21 protein-coding genes are annotated in these 20,777 nt (G+C 60.8%); 3 read left to right on the top strand and 18 right to left on the bottom strand.

Going from position 1 to position 20,777, the window contains the following annotated elements:
* The first annotated feature begins 14 nt into the window (after window positions 1–14).
* Window positions 15–398: an ArsR/SmtB family transcription factor gene (locus IE095_RS11280; RefSeq protein ID WP_189411761.1), complete on the top strand. Its 384-nt coding sequence runs from the start codon at window positions 15–17 to the stop codon at window positions 396–398.
* Window positions 399–597: 199 nt separating this feature from the next.
* Here IE095_RS11280 and IE095_RS11275 read toward each other — a convergent pair whose 3' ends face one another.
* Window positions 598–1,950 (bottom strand): LysM peptidoglycan-binding domain-containing protein, encoded by a 1,353-nt coding sequence (locus tag IE095_RS11275; RefSeq protein ID WP_189411760.1) that lies wholly within the window; start codon window positions 1,948–1,950, stop codon window positions 598–600.
* Window positions 1,951–2,055: 105 nt separating this feature from the next.
* Between IE095_RS11275 and IE095_RS11270 the strand changes: the two genes are divergently transcribed.
* Both IE095_RS11270 and IE095_RS11265 read left to right on the top strand, forming a co-directional pair.
* Window positions 2,056–2,616: an LOG family protein gene (locus IE095_RS11270; RefSeq protein ID WP_189411759.1), complete on the top strand. Its 561-nt coding sequence runs from the start codon at window positions 2,056–2,058 to the stop codon at window positions 2,614–2,616.
* 163 nt (window positions 2,617–2,779) lie between these two features.
* Window positions 2,780–4,450, top strand: coding sequence for a DEAD/DEAH box helicase (locus IE095_RS11265; protein ID WP_189411758.1), 1,671 nt, complete (start codon window positions 2,780–2,782; stop codon window positions 4,448–4,450).
* 63 nt (window positions 4,451–4,513) lie between these two features.
* Here the strand turns inward: IE095_RS11265 and IE095_RS11260 are convergent, their stop codons facing one another.
* The 17 genes from IE095_RS11260 to IE095_RS11180 form a co-directional block, all read right to left on the bottom strand.
* Window positions 4,514–6,187 (bottom strand): ribonuclease J, encoded by a 1,674-nt coding sequence (locus IE095_RS11260; protein ID WP_189411757.1) that lies wholly within the window; start codon window positions 6,185–6,187, stop codon window positions 4,514–4,516.
* Window positions 6,184–6,960 carry a type III pantothenate kinase gene (locus IE095_RS11255; RefSeq protein WP_189411756.1) on the bottom strand — a complete coding sequence of 259 codons (777 nt, stop codon included), beginning with the start codon at window positions 6,958–6,960 and terminating at the stop codon, window positions 6,184–6,186. The genes IE095_RS11260 and IE095_RS11255 overlap by 4 nt, the downstream gene beginning before the upstream one ends.
* A gap of 38 nt (window positions 6,961–6,998) precedes the next feature.
* Window positions 6,999–7,748, bottom strand: coding sequence for a biotin--[acetyl-CoA-carboxylase] ligase (locus tag IE095_RS11250; protein WP_189411755.1), 750 nt, complete (start codon window positions 7,746–7,748; stop codon window positions 6,999–7,001).
* On the bottom strand, window positions 7,738–9,177 hold the full coding sequence (gene nuoN, locus IE095_RS11245; protein ID WP_189411754.1) for an NADH-quinone oxidoreductase subunit NuoN: 1,440 nt from the start codon (window positions 9,175–9,177) through the stop codon (window positions 7,738–7,740). Before nuoN ends, IE095_RS11250 begins: the two co-directional genes overlap by 11 nt.
* A 10-nt stretch (window positions 9,178–9,187) precedes the next feature.
* Window positions 9,188–10,729, bottom strand: coding sequence for an NADH-quinone oxidoreductase subunit M (locus IE095_RS11240; protein WP_189411753.1), 1,542 nt, complete (start codon window positions 10,727–10,729; stop codon window positions 9,188–9,190).
* 1 nt (window position 10,730) lies between these two features.
* Entirely contained in the window at window positions 10,731–12,893 is a 2,163-nt protein-coding gene (gene nuoL, locus IE095_RS11235; protein ID WP_189411752.1) for an NADH-quinone oxidoreductase subunit L, read from the bottom strand.
* A gap of 106 nt (window positions 12,894–12,999) precedes the next feature.
* Window positions 13,000–13,476 (bottom strand): hypothetical protein, encoded by a 477-nt coding sequence (locus IE095_RS11230; protein ID WP_189411751.1) that lies wholly within the window; start codon window positions 13,474–13,476, stop codon window positions 13,000–13,002.
* A gap of 4 nt (window positions 13,477–13,480) precedes the next feature.
* Entirely contained in the window at window positions 13,481–13,786 is a 306-nt protein-coding gene (gene nuoK, locus IE095_RS11225) for an NADH-quinone oxidoreductase subunit NuoK (RefSeq protein WP_189411750.1), read from the bottom strand.
* A gap of 80 nt (window positions 13,787–13,866) precedes the next feature.
* Window positions 13,867–14,448 carry a hypothetical protein gene (locus tag IE095_RS11220; protein WP_189411749.1) on the bottom strand — a complete coding sequence of 194 codons (582 nt, stop codon included), beginning with the start codon at window positions 14,446–14,448 and terminating at the stop codon, window positions 13,867–13,869.
* Between the two features lie 109 nt (window positions 14,449–14,557).
* Window positions 14,558–15,163 carry an NADH-quinone oxidoreductase subunit J gene (locus tag IE095_RS11215; protein WP_189411748.1) on the bottom strand — a complete coding sequence of 202 codons (606 nt, stop codon included), beginning with the start codon at window positions 15,161–15,163 and terminating at the stop codon, window positions 14,558–14,560.
* Window positions 15,160–15,567: a carboxymuconolactone decarboxylase family protein gene (locus IE095_RS11210; RefSeq protein ID WP_189411747.1), complete on the bottom strand. Its 408-nt coding sequence runs from the start codon at window positions 15,565–15,567 to the stop codon at window positions 15,160–15,162. Before IE095_RS11210 ends, IE095_RS11215 begins: the two co-directional genes overlap by 4 nt.
* A complete protein-coding gene (gene nuoI, locus IE095_RS11205; protein WP_189411746.1) occupies window positions 15,564–16,058 on the bottom strand; it encodes an NADH-quinone oxidoreductase subunit NuoI in 495 nt (164 codons plus the stop codon). Before nuoI ends, IE095_RS11210 begins: the two co-directional genes overlap by 4 nt.
* A complete protein-coding gene (locus IE095_RS11200; protein WP_189411745.1) occupies window positions 16,055–16,771 on the bottom strand; it encodes a hypothetical protein in 717 nt (238 codons plus the stop codon). Before IE095_RS11200 ends, nuoI begins: the two co-directional genes overlap by 4 nt.
* Window positions 16,771–17,808 carry an NADH-quinone oxidoreductase subunit NuoH gene (nuoH, locus tag IE095_RS11195; RefSeq protein ID WP_189411744.1) on the bottom strand — a complete coding sequence of 346 codons (1,038 nt, stop codon included), beginning with the start codon at window positions 17,806–17,808 and terminating at the stop codon, window positions 16,771–16,773. The genes IE095_RS11200 and nuoH overlap by 1 nt, the downstream gene beginning before the upstream one ends.
* Window positions 17,809–17,854: 46 nt before the next feature.
* Window positions 17,855–19,867, bottom strand: a complete 2,013-nt coding sequence (gene nuoG / locus IE095_RS11190; protein WP_189411743.1) for an NADH-quinone oxidoreductase subunit NuoG — start codon at window positions 19,865–19,867, stop codon at window positions 17,855–17,857.
* A 16-nt stretch (window positions 19,868–19,883) separates the two neighbouring features.
* Complete coding sequence (locus IE095_RS11185; RefSeq protein WP_189411742.1) at window positions 19,884–20,288, bottom strand: hypothetical protein; 405 nt, start codon at window positions 20,286–20,288, stop codon at window positions 19,884–19,886.
* Window positions 20,289–20,291: 3 nt separating this feature from the next.
* Complete coding sequence (locus IE095_RS11180; RefSeq protein ID WP_229804727.1) at window positions 20,292–20,777, bottom strand: DUF3291 domain-containing protein; 486 nt, start codon at window positions 20,775–20,777, stop codon at window positions 20,292–20,294.

Genomic DNA, 20,777 nt, shown 5'->3' with positions numbered 1-20,777 from the left:
TGAGTAATTGAAATATGGAACGGCAACAAGCCCTGATCGCCCTGCAAGCCCTGGCCAATGCCGCAAGGCTGGACCTTTTGCGCCTGCTGATGGCCAAGGGCAAGGCGGGGCTTGCGGCGGGGGAGATCGGGCAATGCCTGGGCCATTCGCCCTCGCGCCTGTCGTTTCATCTGAACCAGTTGGAACAGGCGGGACTGATCCAGTCTCGGCGCGACAGCCGGAACGTGTTCTATTCCGCCGATCCGGCGGGATTGGGGGGGGTGCTGTCCTATCTGCTGAACGACTGCTGTATGGACCATCCCGAGGTCATCGCCTGCTGCGCCGGGGCGGCGCGACGGGCGGTGCAAGTCTCGCTGGACCCTGTGCCCGACGAATCCGGCGGCATGGCTGCGCCATAAGCCTGATACATTCAAGGGGGCTTTGCCCCCTGTTCGCTTTGCTCACACCCCCAGGTATTTATGGCAAGATGAAAGCCCATTCATCTTGCCCCAAATACCTCGGGAGGGTTTGGGAGGGCAGCCGCCCTCCCATCGCCGCAGCGAAGCGGAGGCCAACAAAAGTCTTATGGCCGAAGGCCATGCCGGTGGATCACGCCGGTCAGGGGGCGGGGATGGTGAAGACCTGGCCCGGATAGATCAGGTCGGGGTTGCGGATCTGGTCCTTGTTCGCCTCGAACACCTGCACATACATCACCCCATCACCCATCTGTTCATTGGCGATGCGCCAAAGGGAATAACCAGGCTTTACCGTCACCGTCAGCGGCGCTGGCGGGGCTGTTTCGGGGTTTGCGGCGGCTTCGGGTTCCGGCGCGGCCGGCACAGGTTCGGCGACGGCCATTGGTTCGGGTTCGACGGCGGGTTCGGGCATCGCCTCGCGTGTGACTTCTTGTTCTACGCGGGCCAGAACCTGCCCCCCTGGCCCCATCTGATCGGCCCGCAGCACATAGGAACCCGGTTCCACCGCTGCCAGATCGGCCTGCCAGAGGCCGCTTTCGCCAACCTGCACCAACGCCATTTCGGCATTGTCGAGATAAAGCCGCACCGAGGCCCCTGCGGCCCCCCGGCCCGAAAGTTGGGCGGCCCCTGCGGCGTCAAAGCTGAACGTGTCGATGGTCACCGGGCTGGGCGCGGGTTCGGCTTGTGCCAACCGCGCACCCTCGGGTGAGACAACCAAGGCCGCGGGGGCTTGCGCCGGCTCGCTAACGGCAGGCGCTTCGGCCACCGCAATCTCGACCACCGGGGCGGCAATCGGGGCGATGGCGACGCTGTCAGAGGACGGCATTTCCTGCCCTGCCCCATCTGTCGCCAAGAGTGACATCAGGCGCGGTTGGGCGTCGGCGGGCAGGTCGAACATGGCCACGAAATTCCCGGCGGCATCGGCGGTCACCTCGGCCAAGGGCTTGCCTTCGACCATCAGCGCGACCCTGGCACCGGGATCGGCCCGCCCGGCGACCAAGGCAGCCCCATCGGGCTCGACGCGGACCGTATCGAAGGAAGGTGCAACCGGATCGGGCGATGCAGGTTCGGGCGCGGGTTCTGGCTCGGGTGCAGAGACAGGTTTAGCTTCGACTTTGGGCTCGGGCGCAACCGTCGCTTCGGCAGGTGTTTCCAGCGTGGGCAGTTCCAAGGCGGCGATGGCCTCGGCCTCGGCCGGGTCTTCAGCGGGTGGCGCGGTGACCTCGGCCACTTCGGGCGGGGCCGGTTCCGGGGCGGGTTCAGGCGCGGCCACGACAGGTGTTGCCGGGGGGGCCTCGATCTTTGGTTCCGTCGGCGCCGGTGTGACTGTGGCCACCTCCGCTGCCGGTTGGGCCTTGTCAGGCGCAAAGGCCGCCACAGGCTGCGGCGCGTTAGGGGCGACCGAGGGTTCTTTGGGCAAGATCGCCACCACCGCAATCACCACCACGGCCCCAGCAACCACCATCGCCAGCGCCCATGAAAAAGCCGGAGTCATCTGCCCGTTCCGCGCCATCTGGACCAACCTTTGCCCTGCACCTTTTCCTTCTCTCAGAAACTCCGATATTGAAGCCCTACGCAACCTTTTTCACGGGGACAGCCCATGCGCCATTCCATTTGTGTTTTCTGCGGCGCGCGGTCCGGCCATAGCCCGGCCTATGCCGAAGCCGCCCAAGGCTTTGGTGCGGTGATCGCCCGCAACGATTGGCGTCTGGTCTATGGCGCGGGCGATGTGGGCATCATGGGCGAGGTGGCGCGGGCCGCGATGGACGCGGGGGCCGCGACGCTGGGGGTGATTCCCACCCACCTGCTGGGCCGGGAACGGGCCACGCGCGATTTCAGCCAGACGGTGATCACCGAAGACATGCATGAACGCAAGAAAGTCATGTTCATGAATTCGGATGCCATCGTGGTGCTGCCGGGTGGGGCGGGTTCCTTGGACGAATTCTTTGAGGTTCTGACCTGGGCGCAGATTGGCCTGCATTCCAAGCCCTTGTTTCTGCTAGACATCAACGGCTATTGGCAGCCCTTGATCGCGCTGATCGACCATATCGTGGCCCAAGGCTTTGCCGATGCGTCGGTCAAGAACCTGTTCACCCCCTGCCCCGACCTTGCCAGTCTTGAGACGGCGCTGCGGGCGGCTCTGGCCACAAAACCCCTGTAAGGCCCCGCCTTTCGTCGGGTCATTGGGCCAGTTTCCTTGACCTTTCCCGCAAAATCGCCTAGCGGGACGGCAGCAGGTAACGCCTGCCCATGACGCCGGGGCGCCCGGAAACTTGCGTCCCACCAATTCCGTGCGGAAGGGTTCCGCACCAGACAGGACGCTTATGACCAAATTTTCCGATCTCGCGCTGGACCCGCGCGTTTTGCAAGCTGTGGCCGAAACCGGCTATGAAACCCCGACCCCCATTCAGGCGCAGGCGATCCCACATGCCTTGCAAGGCAAGGATGTCTTGGGCATCGCGCAGACGGGCACCGGCAAGACGGCCTCTTTCAGCCTGCCGATGATCACCCTTTTGGGCCAAGGCCGCGCCCGCGCCCGGATGCCGCGTTCGCTGGTTCTGTGCCCGACGCGGGAACTGGCCGCCCAGGTGGCAGAAAACTTTGACACCTATGCGAAACACACCAAGCTGACCAAGGCGCTGCTGATTGGCGGCGTGTCCTTTGGCGAACAGGACAAGCTGATCGACCGGGGGGTGGACGTGTTGATCGCCACGCCGGGGCGTCTGCTGGACCATGTGGAACGCGGCAAGCTGTTGCTGACGGGCGTGCAGATCATGGTGGTGGATGAGGCCGACCGGATGCTGGACATGGGGTTCATCCCGGATATCGAGCGGATCTTTAAGCTGACGCCCTTTACCCGCCAGACCCTGTTCTATTCGGCGACGATGGCGCCAGAGATTGAGCGGCTGACGAACACCTTCCTGACGGGGGCAGTGAAGATCGAGGTGGCGCGTCAGGCGACGACCTCGGAGACGATTGAGCAGATCCTGATCAGCCTGCCGGGCGGGCGGCGGGATGCGGCGGCGGCGATGAAGCGGGCGGCACTGCGGGCGTTGATCGCGGCGGAAGGTGAGGCTTGCACCAACGCGATTGTCTTCTGCAACCGCAAGATGGACGTGGATGTGGTGGCCAAGTCGCTGAAACGGCATGGTTTCAACGCGGCACCGATTCATGGCGATCTGGACCAAAGCCAGCGGATGAAGACGCTGGATGGGTTCCGCGATGGGTCGCTGCATGTGCTGGTGGCGTCGGACGTGGCGGCGCGGGGTCTGGACATTCCGGCGGTGAGCCATGTGTTCAATTTTGATGCACCGTCGCATCCGGAGGATTATGTTCACCGGATTGGGCGGACAGGGCGGGCGGGGCGTAAGGGCAAGGCCTTTACCATCGTGACGCCGGCCGATGACAAATATCTGGGGGCGATTGAGTCGCTGGTAAAACATCCAATTCCGCGTGGGGCGATGCCGGAAGGCTTTAGCTTTGAGGAGCGGCCCGAGGGCAGCACCCGCCGCACGAGTGATCGGCCCGAGCGGGCGGAGGGCGAGCGCCCGAGCCGCAGCCGGGGGCGTGAGCGGATCAAGCGTGAGCCTGCGGCCGTGGCCGCTGAGGCGGAAGTGGTGGCCGTGGTGGAAGCTGAAGCGCCGCGCCCGCGTCGGGATGACGAACGCCGGGATCGGCCGCGCCGGGATGGTGAGCGGCGGGATGATCGGCGCGAGGGCGAGCGGGCCGATGGGGACCGGCGGCAGAATGACCGGCGTGAGGACCGCAATGGGGAACGCCATGGCGATCGGCGCGAGGATCGTTCGGGCGAGCGTCGGGAAGATCGTCGCGAAGATCGGCGGAGGGACTATTCGCGCGATCTGGGGCCTGCGGTGGTGGGGATGGGCGATCATGTGCCCGATTTCATCCTGCGCAGCTTTGCCCTGCCCGAAGACAAGGTGACGCCCGAGGATGACATTGCCGCGCCCGTGATGGCGCAAGCGCAGCCCGAATAGGCCAGCGCAGAATAAAAAAGGGCGGGCCGATGGGCCCGCCCTTTTTCTTGTCGGATCGGTGGATCAGGCTTCCATCCGGCTGACGACCACTGTCACCTCGGGCTTTTTGCCAATCTCTTCGACCCCCACCTGACGCACGACGCGGCGGATCGCCTCTTCGGTCTTGTCCTCATCCCGCAAGACCTTGCGCCCTGCCCCGTTCAGCATTTCCGTCAGTTCGGATTCCATCGCCGCCGCCAGATCGGGGGCGCGCTGGCCTTTGGCGGGCAGGCCATAAAGTTCAACCCAAGCCTCACCCAGCAGTTCGTCATTCTCGTCCAGAATGACCGTCACCGTCACATGACCATTCAGCGCCAGCCGGATACGGTCGCGGATAACCCCGTCCATCGCGCCGATCAGCACCGAACCATCCAGATAGACGCGGCCGGTTTCGATGTATTCCACCACTTCCGGCGCATCACCCGTCAGGTTGACCATCATGCCATTGGTGATCACATCTGCGGTGATCCCCCGTTCCGCCGCCAGCCGCGCATGTTCGCGCAGGTGGCGGTGTTCGCCATGCATCGGCACCAGCATCGCCGGATTGATCAGGGCATGAACCGCCTCAAGGTCCGGGCGGTTGGCATGGCCCGAGACGTGATATTTGCCGCCCTGATCATCGACGATGTTCACGCCCATTTCGCTGAAGGCGTTCATGATACGGATCACGTCGCGTTCGTTGCCCGGAATGGTTTTCGAGGAAAAGAGGAAGGTGTCGCCCTCTTTCATCTCGATGCCCAGATACTTGCCACGGCTAAGCTGCGCCGTGGCCGCCCGGCGTTCGCCTTGCGAACCGGTGACCAGCAACATCAGATTGCCGCGCGGCACCTCGGCTGCCTGTTCCGGCGGAATAGTTCTCGGGAAATGCGTCAGAACGCCGGTTTCCTGCGCCACCTTGACCATGCGTTGCATGGCGCGGCCCATCAGGCAGATTGTCCGCCCCGCGGCCTGTGCCGCCTCGGCCAGTGTCTTCAACCGCGCCACGTTCGAGGCAAAGGTCGTGGCCACGACCATCCCTTTTTGCGCCTTGATCAATTCGGTGATCGGCGCTTGCAGCGTCGTTTCCGAACGCCCCGGCAAGGGTGAGAACACGTTGGTCGAATCGCACATCAGCACCTTAACCGGCACTTCCCGCGCAATGCTGTCGAAAAGATCGGGGTTCCAGCCTTCGCCCACCACGGGCGTTTCATCCAGCTTGAAATCGCCGCTGTGCAGGATCCGCCCCGACGGCGTGTCGATCACCAAAGCGCTGCTTTCGGGGATCGAATGGGCGATGGGCAGGAATTGCACCTTGAAGGGCCCCGCCTCGATCTGGGCCGGATGGGGTTCGACCGTGGTGATCGTATCCAGCGGCAGGCCCGCCTCTTCCAGCTTCAACCGCCCGATGGCCGCCGTGAACCGCCGCGCATAGACCTTGGCCTTGAGATCGGGCCAGAGATGCGCCAAAGCGCCAATGTGGTCTTCGTGCGCATGGGTGATGATGATCGCCTCGATCCGGTCGCGGCGTTCGGCCAGCCAAGACACATCGGGCAGGATCAGATCGACACCCGGCGTCGTGTCCATATCGGGGAAGGTGACCCCCAGATCCACGACCAGCAGCCGTTCCTTGCCCGCCGGGCCATAGCCATAGACGTAGCAGTTCATCCCGATCTCCCCCGCGCCGCCAAGGGGAAGATAGATCAGGCGATTGGTGCTCATGTCGCGTCCTTGTGATTGTAGCGGTCGATCAACATCAGACCATGCATGGTCAGGTCATCCTCGACCGAGTCGAATACGGTTGTATCCTGCTGGAACAGCGGGGCAAGCCCCCCGGTGGCAATGACTTTCATCGGCCGGTCGCGTTCCGCCCGAATGCGGGCAATGATCCCTTCGACCAGCCCGATGTATCCCCAATAGACCCCGGATTGCATACAGGCAATGGTGTTGGTCCCCACCACCTGTGCCGGGCGACTGACATCGACATGCGGCAGGGCAGCGGCCGCCATATGCAGCGCCTCAAGCGACAGGTTCACGCCGGGGGCGATGACGCCGCCGACATAGGCGCCGTCGTGATCGACCACATCCAGCGTCGTCGCCGTGCCGAAATCCACCACGATCAGATCGCCGCCATGCCGGTCATGCGCGCCCACTGTGTTCACCAGCCGGTCCGGCCCCACCGTCACCCCCTGATCCACCCGAGGGGCCACCGGCAAGGCACATTCCGGTTTGCCCACCACAAGCGGGCGGCAGTCGAAATAGCGGTTGCAGAGAACGCGGAGATTAAAGACGACACGGGGCACGGTTGAGGAAATGATGGCCTTGGTGATGTGGGCCTGTGTGCCCGTCAGATTCATCAGGCTGGACAGCCAGACGAAATATTCATCCGCCGTCCGCTTGTGATCGGTGGCAATCCGCCATGTCGCCAGAAAGCGCATTCCGTCCCAAATGGAAAAGACGGTGTTGGTGTTGCCGCAGTCAATCGCCAGAAGCATGGTTTAGCCTTTCCGATCAGCGGGCTTTGTGATCCGGCTCAAAAGAACACCTCGGCGGCGGGGATAATTTCCTGTCCCTGTGATGTCGTCAGGATCAACGCGCCGTTTTCATCCAGCCCGTCATAGCGGCCCTGCCTTATCTGGCTGCCCGTTCGGGCCGTGATCTGCTGGCCCAGCCGGGCGGCATGGGCCAGAAATTCCTTGCGCAGCGGGGCAAAGCCTGCGGCGTTCAGCATGGCATCCCAGCGGGCAAAGGCCGGGGCCAGATGATTCAGCAGGGTTTCCGGCGACAGCCTTTGCCCAGTTTCCGCCAGAACCGTCACCGGCGCCACGGCCCCCGGCTCCACCAGCAAGTCATCCGGCCCGGCGATCAGGTTGACGCCGATGCCGACGCAAAGAACATCGCCCGCATTTTCCAGCAGGATACCCGCCACCTTACCGCCATTCAGCAGCACATCGTTCGGCCATTTCAGCCGCAGACCAGCCCCGGCCCCCGTCAGATCGGCCAAGGCATCGCGCAGGGCCAAGGCGGCGACAAAGCTGCGCAAGGCCCGTTTCGCGGGTGGATCCTCCAGGCGCATCGCCAGCGTGCCGTAGAAATTGCCACGCGGGCTAGACCAAGGCCTCCCGCGTCGGCCCCGGCCCTTTGTCTGTTGTCCCGCCATCACCCAACTGGCCCGCCCACCATTCCCGGCCAGCACAAGCTGCGCCAGCCGGTTGGTGCTGTCCACCGTATCGGTGACAACGCGGCCTAGGCCCGAAGGCCAGGCTGGTGCCTCAGCGGACAAGCGTTTCCGCCGCCAGTGCGGCCAAAGGCTCGATCCCGAACAGGTTGAAAATACCGACCAGCATCACCAAGGCCGACCCGGCCAGAGCCACAAACTGTGCGGGCGACATCCGGCTTTCCACCACTTCGCCATCCCGGCCAAAGCACATGAAATAGACGATGCGCAGATAGTAGAAGGCCCCGATGACCGAGGCCACCGCCCCCGCCACCGCAAGCCACAGCATTCCACCATCGACCGCCGCCCGCAGCACATAGAACTTGCCGAAAAAGCCCAGCATCGGCGGAACCCCCGCAAGGCTGAACATCAGCACCAGCACGGCCATCGTTTTCCCCGGCGACACGCGGCTGAACATATGCAGGCTGTCGATACTGGTCACTGGCTTGCCGTCCCGCTCCAGCGACATGATGAAGGCGAAGGTGCCGATGTTCATGGTCACGTAGATCGCCATATAGATCAGCGTCGCTTGCACACCGGCCACCGTCCCCACCGCCAGCCCCATCAGCGCAAAGCCCATATGGGCAATCGACGAATAGGCCATAAGCCGTTTCAGATCGCGTTGCCCGATGGCGGCAATCGCGCCTAGGAACATCGACGCAACGGCCAGCGCCGCCAACACCTGCCCCCAATCACCCGGCACATGACCAAAAGCATCCTGCACCACACGCGCCAGCAAGGCGACCGCCGCCACTTTCGGCGCCGTGGCGAAAAACGCGGTGACAGGGGTGGGCGAGCCTTCATAGACGTCGGGCGTCCACATGTGGAAGGGGGCCGCCGATACCTTGAAAGCCAGCCCCGACAGCATGAAGACCAGACCGAACAGCAGGCCCAAGGGCATTTCCCCGTGATGAACCTTTTCCATGATCCCGGCGAATTGCGTAGTCCCTGCAAAACCATAGGTCAACGACGCGCCATACAAAAGCAGACCCGACGACAGCGCCCCAAGGACAAAGTACTTCATCCCGGCCTCGGTCGATTTTGCCGCATCGCGGCGCATCGCAGCCAGCACATACAGCGCCAGTGATTGCAGCTCCAACGCCATGTAAAGCGACATCAGATCGCCCGCCGAAACCATCAGCATCATCCCCAGAACCGACAAGGCCGCCAGAATGGGGAACTCAAAACGCAGCAGGCCACGACGCTGCATGTAATCTTGGCTCATCACCAGAACCGCGCCTGCGGACAGCAAGACAACGACCTTGGCAAAACGCGCAAAGGGGTCATCCTGGAACAGCCCGCCAAAGGCCGGGCGCGCGCCATCGACGCCCGCACCGATCCAGATCGCAAGGCCTGCAAAGACAGCCGCCGTGACCCAGGTCAGCAACGGGGCCACCTTGTCCTTGCCCGCAAAGGCACCAAACATCAGTGCGGCCATCGCAAAGACCGCCAGCGTGATTTCCGGCAGGACGACAGAGAGGTCGGTAGAGATCATCTGCCGCTCCTTAGTGCTGGGCTTCGGCTGCGGCGGTTTCCACCACCGGCAGCGCAGCCTGATAGGTTTCGACAAGGGCCTTGGTCGAAGGCCCGATCAGATCGGTCACCAGCGCCGGATAGACACCCAGCAGCAGGGTCATAAAGACCAGCGGCGCAAAGATCGCCTTTTCGCGGCCCGTCATGTCGGTGATCGACTTCAACGCCTCTTTGATCAGGTCGCCCATGACGACCCGGCGGTAAAGCCACAGACCATAGGCCGCCGACAGGATGACGCCCGAGGTGGCGATGGCAGCAACCCAAGTGTTGGCTTGGAAGGCCCCGACAAGGGTGAGGAATTCGCCGACAAAGCCCGAGGTGCCGGGCAGGCCGACGTTGGCCATGGTGAAGAACATAAAGATCAGCGCATAGCGCGGCATCCGGTTCACAAGACCGCCATAGGCCGCAATCTCGCGCGTGTGCATCCGGTCATAGATGACACCGACGCAAAGGAACAACGCGCCCGAGATGAACCCGTGCGAGAGCATCTGAAAGATGGCCCCGTCGACCCCCTGCTGATTGGCCGCAAAGATACCCATCGTGACATAGCCCATATGGGCCACCGACGAATAGGCGATCAGCTTTTTCATGTCCTCTTGCGCCAAAGCCACCAGCGAGGTGTAGACGATGGCAATGGCCGACATCCACAGCACCATCGGCGTCAGCACATCCGCCCCGATGGGGAACATCGGCAGGCTGAACCGCAGAAAGCCGTAGCCACCCATCTTCAGCAAGATCGCCGCAAGCACGACCGAACCGGCGGTGGGGGCCTGAACGTGGGCATCGGGCAACCAGGTGTGCACCGGCCACATCGGCATCTTGACGGCAAAGCTGGCAAAGAAGGCCAAGAACAGCAACGTCTGCATCCCGCCCACGACATGAATGCCCAGGACGTTGAAGGATTCCGAGGCAAAGCTGTGGGCCATCAGCGTCGGGATATCCGTGGTGCCAGCATCGACATACATGGCGATCATGGCCACCAGCATCAGAACCGAGCCGAGGAAGGTGTAGAGGAAGAATTTGAAGGCCGCATAGATGCGGTCTTTGCCACCCCAGATGCCGATGATCAGGAACATCGGGATCAGACCAGCCTCGAAGAACAGGTAGAACAGCACCAGATCCAGCGCCATGAACACGCCCAGCATCAGCGTTTCCAGCATCAGGAAGGCGATCATGTATTCCTTGACCCGATGCTCCACCTCCCAGCAGGCGGCGATGGTGATTGGCATCAGAAAGGTGGTCAGCAGCACGAACAGGATCGAAATCCCATCGACGCCCATCTTATATTTCAGCCCTGCGATCCACTGGCCTTCTTCGACCAGTTGAAAGCCGGTGTTCGACGGGTCGAACTTGGCAAGGATCAGCAGCGAGACGACAAAGGTCGCCGTTGTGGCGAACAGGGCCACCCATTTCGCATTGGCCTGCGCCGCGCGGTCATTGCCCCGCAGAAAGACCGCAAGGATGATGGCCGCCACGGCGGGCAGGAATGTGACAATCGACAGAAGGTTGTTCATATCAGTGCGCGCCCCCTGTCATCGTCATCCAGGTGATCAGAAGCGCGATCCCGATCACCATCGCAAAAGCGTAGTGGAAGATATAGCCGGATTGGGCCTTGCCAGCCAGCCGCGTGAAGAAGGGGATGACCCCCATCGCCAGCCCGTTGATACCGCCGTCGATGACATTGCCATCGCCGCGCTTCCACAGGAAGGCCCCCAGCCATTTGGCGGGCCGCACAAAGACGAAGTCATAGATTTCGTCAAAGTACCATTTGTTCAGCAGGAAATTGTAAAGCGGGGCCTGCGCCCTTGCCAGACGCCCCGGCCAATCCGGCCTGCGGATATAGAACTGATAGGCCAGCAAAAAGCCCAGCACCATCGCGATAAAGGGCGACACCTTGACCCATTTCGGGGCCTCATGCGCGGCATGGATCACATGGTTGTCCGGACCGATAAAGATCGCGCCTTTGGGGGCCACACCTACCGCATGACCAGCGTCGGCATGTTCTTCTGTGGCCACTTCGGCATGGCCTTCGGTCGCCACGGGGTCCGCGTGACCTTCGGTCGCGGCAGCCTCGGCATGGCCCTCGTCAGCCCCGGCCTCATGGTGCGCGGCCGCCTCCATGCCAAACCACGCCCGCAACTTCGTCTCGTCGCCAAAGAAGACGTTGTACCACAACATCCCGCTGAACACCGCACCCAAGGCCAGAACCCCCAGCGGGATCAACATGACCATTGGGCTTTCGTGCGGTTCATGGTGATGGTCGTCATGCCCATGCGCATCATGGCCATGCCCGTGGGCATCGTGACCATGTGCGCGGCTTTCCCCAAAGAACGTCAGGAACATCAGCCGCCAAGAATAGAAACTGGTCATGCAGGCCGCGATCACCAGCATCCAGAAGGCGTAGGAATTGCCCACCCAGGCGCTTTCGATCACCGCGTCTTTCGACAGGAAGCCGGCAAAACCGTAATGCGTCAGCGGAATGCCCACGCCGGTGATGGCCAAGGTGCCGATCATCATCGCCCAGAAGGTCAGCGGGATCTTTTTCCGCAAGCCGCCATAGTTCCGCATGTCCTGTTCGTGATGCGTCGCATGGATGACGGAACCCGCCCCAAGGAACAGCATCGCCTTAAAGAAGGCATGGGTGAACAGGTGGAACATTGCCACGGAATAGACGCCGACGCCCGCCGCCACGAACATATAGCCCAGTTGCGAGCAGGTCGAATAGGCGATCACCCGCTTGATGTCGTTCTGCACCAGACCCACGGTCGCCGCGAAGAAGGCGGTCGTCGCCCCCAGCACGGTGATAAAGGTCGTCGCTTCCGGCGCATATTCAAAGATGGGCGACATGCGGCAGACAAGGAAGACCCCCGCCGTCACCATGGTTGCCGCATGGATCAGCGCCGACACCGGGGTCGGGCCTTCCATCGCGTCGGGCAGCCAGGTGTGCAGCAGCAGTTGCGCCGATTTCCCCATGGCCCCGATGAACAGCAAAACCCCAATCAGGTTCGCCGCATTCCATTCGGTCCACAGGAAATGCAATTGCGTTTCTGCCAGCATCGGCCCTGCCGCGAACACATCGTCAAAGCGGATCGAGCCCGTCAGGTAGAACAGCGCGAAAATCCCAAGGGCAAAGCCAAAGTCGCCCACGCGGTTGACCACGAAAGCCTTGATCGCCGCCGCATTGGCGCTTGGCTTGCGATAATAGAACCCGATCAAAAGGTAAGAGGCGACGCCCACCCCTTCCCAGCCGAAGAACATTTGCAGCAGGTTGTCGGATGTCACCAGCGTCAGCATGGCAAAGGTGAAGAAGGACAGATAGGCAAAGAAGCGGGCCTTGTAATGCTCGCCATGATGCCAGTTTTCGTCATGCGCCATGTAGCCGAAGGAATAGAGGTGAACGAGGGCGGAAACCGAGTTCACGACGACCAGCATGATCGCCGTCATGCGGTCAAGCCGGATCGCCCAGTCGGTCGCCAGCGACCCGCTTTCGACCCAGCGCAGGATCTGGATATGCTGGGTTTCGCCATCAAAGCCCAGAAAGATGACCCAGGACAGGAAAGCCGCCAGAAACACCAGCGCGGTGGTGATCACCTGCCCTGCCGTTTCGCCAATGAACCGCCAGCCAAAGCCGCAGATCAGGGCGCCGATAAGCGGGGCGAAAAGGATGATGGTTGCCATAGGAACGTCCTGCCGTCGTTGGTCGGTTGTCAGTATCGCGCGCTTGCGCTGTCTGTCTATTTATCCGCCAAGCCGCAAGGGGGCTTGGGGTGCTGTCTTGCTTTTGTCATGGGCCGTACTCCCCACAGCCCGTGATTTCCATCTTGGGCAGTTCGCAGCCGCAATGCCCGGCGGGCAGTGTCGTCATGCGGCTGTCCTGCCCCAAGGCCCGCAAACCGGCCCGGATTTGCGAGAGGCTGTAGGATTTTTCCGAGGTCGTGGCTTCGCGCAGGTAATCCAGCACGGCATTTGGCGGAAGCCAGCCATCCGCGTCGTCGGGCAGGTCAATCTTGACGCCTTTGCGTGACGTGCATTCGATCAGGAACAACGTCGCGGGCTGGTCGCCCGCCGCATCGTCTTCGAAGAAAAGCGATGCGCTGTCTTTTGGACCCTCTTCGTACAGCGTCGAAACCCGGCCATTTGAGGCACTGGCGCAAGAGGGCATTGCGATCTCGCAGGCCTGCGCCATGCCGCACGACAGGGCCAAGGCCCCGGTCGTGATCGCGGCGAACCGCTTTGGCATGGCCGTTGTCCCCCAGCGCATGGGATCAGCCCTTCATCACGTTGACGTCTTCGACGTCGATGGTGCCACGGGTGCGGAAGAAGGTCACAAGGATCGCCAGACCAATCGCCGCCTCGGCCGCCGCGACGGTCAGCACGAACATGGTGAAAATCTGGCCCGTCAGATCACCCAGATAGGCCGAAAAGGCCACAAGATTGATGTTGACCGCCAGAAGCATCAGTTCGATCGACATCAGGATGACGATCACGTTCTTCCGGTTCAGGAAGATCCCGAAGATGCCAATGACAAACAGCGCCGCCGCCACTGTCAGGTAATGTTCAAGTCCGACCATCGTTCACTTCCCTCTGGGGCCGGTTGGCCCTTGGTATTGTCGTCTCTTCTTCCGCATCAATTCGCCACAAGCATAAGATATCATTCTGATCTTTCTTCCCACTTTTCCATATGAGGGAAAAATGTTTTACATCCACAGGCTAGTGAGAAAGGCACAACTTCTGTTTCGACATCGAAGAACCAGAGGCCAGATGATGTTGTCGCAAGTGTAATCTCAGGTACGTGCAACTTTCTTGCTCTCCGGACGATTTGGTCTATGGTCAAAATCTCACCAATCTCTTCTTCAAGAACAATCTCGCTATAAAGCTTTGCCGCGCTTTCATCTCTCTTGTCGAAGACATCACCATCAGAACCCTCGCAAATGAAATACTCAGAGCCCCAAACGACAACCTCTTTAGATTGGCAATCGGACACGATGTAATAGTCACCAGCTTTGTATTCATTGTGCACGTCGGCTTTTTGAATGATCTTTCCAAAGCCCCATGGTCGAGCTTCAAAAAGTTCTGCGCTGTAAGGGCCGTTTAGAGAGTGTTTTGCAGCGCAGGCTTCTCCTAACAATACTTTACCCGTCGCCTCATGGTATAGTGGCGAACACGCGAAAACGGGCGATGCCAGCATCAGCATCCCACAAGCAACCAGCAGATTGCGCAGTGTTCCCGTCATCGTCCCTTGTCCCTTTGGCCGCTTGGCCTTTTGTTTCTGTCGAAGATGGGCAGATTGCCCATCCTACTGGTGGTTCAAACGTAGGATGGGCAATCTGCCCATCGCCCCATCACAAACCCTGCCCCGGTTTCACGTCCTTCAATTCCATCGCTTTTGCCGGGTCGCGCCACATCTGGTGCAGCACGTTTTGGCGTTTCACGTCCGAACGGTGGCGCAGGGTCAGAACGATCGCCCCGATCATCGCCACCAGCAGGATCATCCCTGCCGTCTGGAACAGATAGAGATATTTGTCATAAAGCACCAAGCCGATGGCTGCCGTGTTTTGCACCGCAGGGGCCTCGGGCCGTTCCAGCAGGACCACGCCCTCGCCCGTCACCCAGACGCCGTAGGCCATCGCCAGCTGCATGATGATCACCACCCCAACCAGCAAGGCCAAGGGCATTGTCCGCGCCATTTCGCCCTTTAGCTCGGCGAAATCCACGTCCAGCATCATCACCACAAACAGGAACAGCACCGCCACCGCGCCGACATAGACGATGATCAGCAGCATCGCCACGAATTCCGCCCCCACCAGCACGAACAGCCCTGCCGAGGATAGAAAGGCCAAGATCAGCCACAGCACCGAATGCACCGGGTTGCGGCTGATGGTCACCATCAGGCCTGCCCCCACCGTCGTGATCGCAAATGCGTAAAAGGCCAGGTCGGCGATTGTCATGCCTCATCCTCCGTCTCGGCAAAGACGCTTTGGGCAAGTTCCAGCGCCTTTTGCATGGCGGGCATCCCGCCGAACATACTCGTTTGCCAGATCACTTCTGCAATCTCGCGCTTTGTCGCCCCCGCTTCCAAGGCATGACGCACCGTCAGCTTGATCTGCGGTTCCGCCAGCGAACCCAGCGCCACAAGGGCCGCCAAGGTGGCCAGAAGCCGGGTCTTTGCATCCAGACCTTCGCGGTTGAAGGTCTTGCCGAACCACATTTCCATGACATTCGCGGGCATGGTCGGCAGGAATTGTTCCAACCCCTTCACCTGCATGTTTTCCAAGGCAGGGTTAAAGGCGCGGACCATTTCCTGGCCGCTTTCCATCATCTGCTGGAACATCTTGGTGAAAGCGTCATTCATCTGTAGGGCGCGTCCAGTTCCAGGTTGCGGGCAATCTCGGCCTCCCAACGGGCGCCGTTTTCCAACAGTTTTTCCTTGTTGTAGAACAGCTCTTCGCGCGTTTCGGTCGAGAATTCAAAGTTCGGGCCTTCGACGATGGCGTCCACCGGGCAAGCCTCTTGGCAGAAGCCGCAGTAGATGCATTTCGTCATGTCGATGTCATAGCGCGTGGTGCGGCGGCTGCCGTCGTCACGCGGTTCGGCGTCGATGGTGATGGCTTGCGCCGGGCAAACCGCCTCGCACAGCTTGCAGGCGATGCAGCGTTCCTCGCCATTGGGATAACGGCGCAGGGCGTGTTCACCACGGAAGCGGGGGGAAAGCGGCCCCTTTTCATGCGGATAGTTCAGCGTCGCCTTGGGCGCAAAGAAATACTTGAGGCCAAGGCCGAAGCCTTTGATGAAATCGGCCAAGAGGAAGTATTTCGTGGCGCGGGTCCAGTCGATTTGGGTCATTGTAGTTTTTCCTTGTCGCAGCCAATAACGAAGGTTTCTTCCAGGCCCGCATGTATTCTTTTTCCGAGTTGGTCCAAATCGGAGGTTTCCTTGTAGACCGCAATGGTACGTTCGACGGTCTCAATGAACCGAGTGCATTCGACTTGCTGGAGGACGTGGTCAAAACCACCGATGGCCTCCACGCGCCGACGCGACAAAAAAGTCTTGCCTTGTTCTGTCGCGATCACGGCCACCTCTGAAGAAGGTTGCAAACACTTTGCTAAGGCAACAGAGGCCGTCAACGCGTTGAAAGTAGCTTCCAACTCAGCCAGATAAACCTGTTTCTCGTCGTCAGGCAGTGAGGAAGGGTAATCCGCAGCCATTTGCATTGCCACAAACCAAAGGCTGTTTGTTTCTGCAATTGTAAGAACCCACGCAGAGAGTTGACCCAACTCTGCTGGCCTTGGAAACAACCACAATTCGAGTTGTCGGACCTTAAGGTCCGTCTTCTCCAACAGTGTGAGTTTACCATTTACATACCCAGGCACCCACAAGGAATTTGTTCTTTTAGCTAAAGCATCTACTGAAGCAAGCCTCGCCGCATACTCCTTAGAGCACATCGCTTGAACGCGTGGGGTTAGATCTTCCACGGCAGCCGCCAACCCGGCATCGGCCCACGCCTGAAGAGGCGTCGTTGCCATCATTGATACAGCCAATGCCGCCATGATCCGCATCAGCCCCCCACCATCCAGCGGGCCCAGAAGCCGCCGAAGACTTCGAATTTGGCGAGGAAGGCCACGATCACGACCCAAGCCAGCGACATGGGCAGGAAGACTTTCCAACCGATCCGCATCAACTGGTCATAGCGGTAGCGGGGCACGATGGCCTTTACCATGGCGAACATGAAGAAGAAGAAGGCCATTTTGGCGATCATCCACCAGGGGCCATCGGCCAGCCCCGGAATGGGCGAGAGCCAGCCGCCGAAGAACAGCAGCGAGGTCAGCGCGCACATCAGGAAGATGGCGATGTATTCGCCCGCCATGAACAGCAGGTAAGGCGTGGACGAATATTCCACCATGAAGCCTGCGACGAGTTCCGATTCAGCCTCGGGCAAGTCAAAGGGCGGGCGATTGGTTTCGGCCAAGGCGCTGATGAAGAACAGGAAGACCATCGGGAAATGGGCGACCCAATACCAGTTGAAGAGGCCGTAATCACCGCGCTGCGCCTCGACAATCGCCGAGAAGTTCATGGATCCGGTGGAGATGATAATGCCGATGATGATCAGGCCCAGCGAGACCTCATAGGAAATCATCTGCGCGGCGGAACGGAGCGAGCCCAAGAACGGGTATTTGGAGTTCGAGGCCCAGCCGCCCATGATGACGCCGTAAACCTCAAGGCTCGACACCGCAAAGACGAACAGGATCGCCACATTGATGTCGGACAGAACCCAGCCATCGTTGAAGGGGATCACGGCCCAACCGACCACCGCCAGCACAAAGGATAGCATCGGCGCCAAAAAGAACACCGGACGGTCGGCCCCGGCGGGAATGACGATCTCTTTGACCACATATTTCAGAGCATCGGCCACCGATTGCAGCAGACCAAAGGCCCCCACCACGTTCGGCCCGCGCCGCATCTGGACCGCAGCCCAGATCTTGCGGTCGCCATAGACCAGAAACAGCAGGCTGATCATGACAAAGCCAATGATCAAAAGGCTTTGCGCGGCAATCAGCAATGCCGTCCCCAAGCCTGTTTGCAGGAATTCCGCCATCTGCCTTACGTCCCCATAACCTTTGCGCTGCGCTCTAGCACTGTCATCATTCCGCCGCCAGCGGGGCTTTGCCCCGACCGTCGGCCATCCCCTGCAATTCCCCCATCAGGGCGCTGGCGCGCGCGATGGGGTTGGTCAGATAAAACGCCGAAACGGCGGGCATAAAGTCGCCCTTGGCCAGTTGCCCGACAGGCAAGGCGTTCCAGCCGTTGTCGGCCACCTGATCGACACCCGCGAGAATGGGATGGGCCTTGACCAGCGACTGACGCAGTTGTGCCAGCGAGTCCCAGGCCAGCGTCATGCCGATTTCAGCCGACAAGGCCCGCAGGATGGCCCAGTTCTCTTTCGCCTGACCGGGGGCAAACCCGGCGCGGAAGGCCAGTTGCGGACGGCCTTCGGTGTTGACGAACAACCCGTTTTCTTCGGTATAGGCGGCCCCCGGCAGGATCACATCCGCCTTGTGCGCGCCCCGGTCGCCGTGGCTGCCCTGATAGATGACAAAAGCCCCCGCCGGCAGATCAATCTCATCCGCCCCAAGGTTATAGATCACCTCGGCCCCGTCCAGCGCCGCCGTCAGCCCGCCGTTCGTGACAGCGCCGATGTCCATCGCGCCCACACGCGCCGCCGCCGTATGCAGGACCAGCATCTTGGCCCCCATCGCCTGCGTCAGCTTCATCACCTGGGCCAGAATGTTGGTGCCATCCTCGCCGGTCAAAGCGCCCTGCCCGACGATCACCAAACCGCCCTGCTGGCTTTCGTAATTCTGCGCGGTCAGGCGCACGAGGGCCACGCGGTCTGTGCCGGCATGGGTGTAATCATAGGTCAGATCGACGGGCTGGCCGATCAGTGTGACCTTGGCCCCTGCGGTCCAGACCTTGCGGATCCGGGCGTTCAGAACCGGGGCCTCATCCCGCGGGTTGGTTCCGATCAGCACGATGTTTTTCGCCGTGTCGATGTCTTCGATCGTAGCATTGCCGACATAGGCCGAACGGTTGCCCGCAGGCAGCGCTGCGCCATCGACGCGGCATTCGACGCGGCCACCCAGCCCTTCGACCAGGGTTTTCAGCGAATAGGCGGCCTCCACCGGCACCAGATCGCCGATGATCCCAGCGATCTTTTTGCCCTTCATCGCCGCCGCCGCCGCACCAAGGGCTTCGCCCCATGTCGCGACACGCAGCTTGCCGTTTTCACGGATATAGGGCTTGTCCAGCCGCTGGCGGCGCAGACCGTCCCAGACAAAGCGCGTCTTGTCGGAAATCCATTCCTCGTTCACGCCGTCGTTGTTGCGCGGCAGGATGCGCATCACTTCGCGGCCCTTGGTGTCGACCCGGATATTGCTGCCCAAAGCGTCCATCACGTCGATGGTTTCCGTCTTGGTCAGTTCCCAAGGCCGGGCGGTAAAGGCATAGGGTTTCGAGGTCAGCGCGCCCACCGGGCAGAGGTCGATGATGTTGCCCTGAAGATTCGATGCCAGCGTTTCGTTCAGATAGCTGGTGATTTCGCTGTCTTCACCTCGGCCGGTCTGGCCCATCTGGGTGATGCCCGCGACCTCGGTCGTAAAGCGCACGCAGCGGGTGCAGGAAATGCAGCGGGTCATTTCGGTCTTGACCAAGGGGCCAAGGTTCAAATTGTCGCTGGCGCGTTTCGGTTCGCGGTAGCGGCTGAAATCCACGCCATAAGCCATCGCCTGATCTTGCAGATCGCATTCGCCGCCCTGATCGCAGATCGGGCAATCCAGCGGATGGTTGATCAGCAGGAATTCCATGACGCCTTCGCGCGCCTTTTTGACCATGGGGCTGTTGGTCTTGACCACCGGTGCCTCACCATTCGGGCCGGGACGGAGGTCTTTCACCTGCATCGCGCAGCTGGCCGCCGGTTTGGGCGGGCCGCCCACGACCTCGACCAGACACATCCGGCAGTTCCCCGCGATGGACAAACGTTCGTGATAGCAGAAGCGCGGAATTTCGATCCCGGCGACCTCGGCCGCCTGAATGATCGTCATCGCACCGTCAACCTCGATCTCGTTGCCGTCGATATTGATTTTCTTGAGGTTGGTCATTTCCCGATCCGATCCGTCACATTATCCAACGCAGCGCGTCTTTGAGGGTATGGGTTAACATCGTCGCCATTTGCCCGGTCTCGTGCATTCCAGTTCTGTAAACCTCGCCAGTTCCGTCGGGTCTTAAGAGGATGTTAATAGATTCAGCTTGCGAGTCAGAATAGTCGCCAGCCGGAAAGATAAAGCTTCGGCCGTCTGTCAGCGTGCAGGTCAATTCAAGCTCACGAAGGTTCGCCCCGTCGAGTACGATGCCAAAGCTATCGGCTTCTTCGACCATTTCGACATCGGTGTTTGGTTTGGAGCTTGAACAAATTGTTCCCTGCCCAAAGTGCAGGAAACTGACCGCCAAAACTTCGGAAGCGGCAACCCCAAAGGTCGCCAAGGAACAGCAACTTGCGATGACCAATGTCTTTATCAACATGGGTTACTCCGCCGCCACATGCGAACAGCCGTGGTCCCGCCACAGTCGCGCGTCTTTCAGATATTTCCAGCCAAAGGCGTGGTCGCTGTCGCCATGCGCCCTCAGATATTCCAACCGGGCCAAGGCTTCGTCCAATGTGGGTTTATGCCCAGCAGGCACCCACCACATGACGAAATGCATCTCGCCCAGCACTTCAAACCATTCCGCGCGGCGTTCATAGAACTGCCGATGCACGGTGTTCCAGACGAAATGTTCCAGCGTTTCCACGCTTTCCCAGACCGTTAGGTTCGACACATATTGCGGATCGCCCCCGATCTTGGCCTCGGTATTCCCCATTCCCGGCTCGCCCGAGCCTTCCATCATCCAGACAAAGCCCGGCATCCGCTTGCCCAGACCATTCACCCGATCCAGCGCGTTCATGAAATCGGCAACCCGAGGGTCATCGGTCGGCGCGATCAGGCGGCCCACGTTGAGTTCGGCAAGGTGCAT

The organism is Neogemmobacter tilapiae (genome assembly GCF_014652215.1).
GTDB classification, from domain to species: domain Bacteria; phylum Pseudomonadota; class Alphaproteobacteria; order Rhodobacterales; family Rhodobacteraceae; genus Neogemmobacter; species Neogemmobacter tilapiae.
The sequence above is the reverse complement of the archived record's forward strand: the minus strand, read 5'-3'. Positions and strand labels throughout refer to the sequence as shown.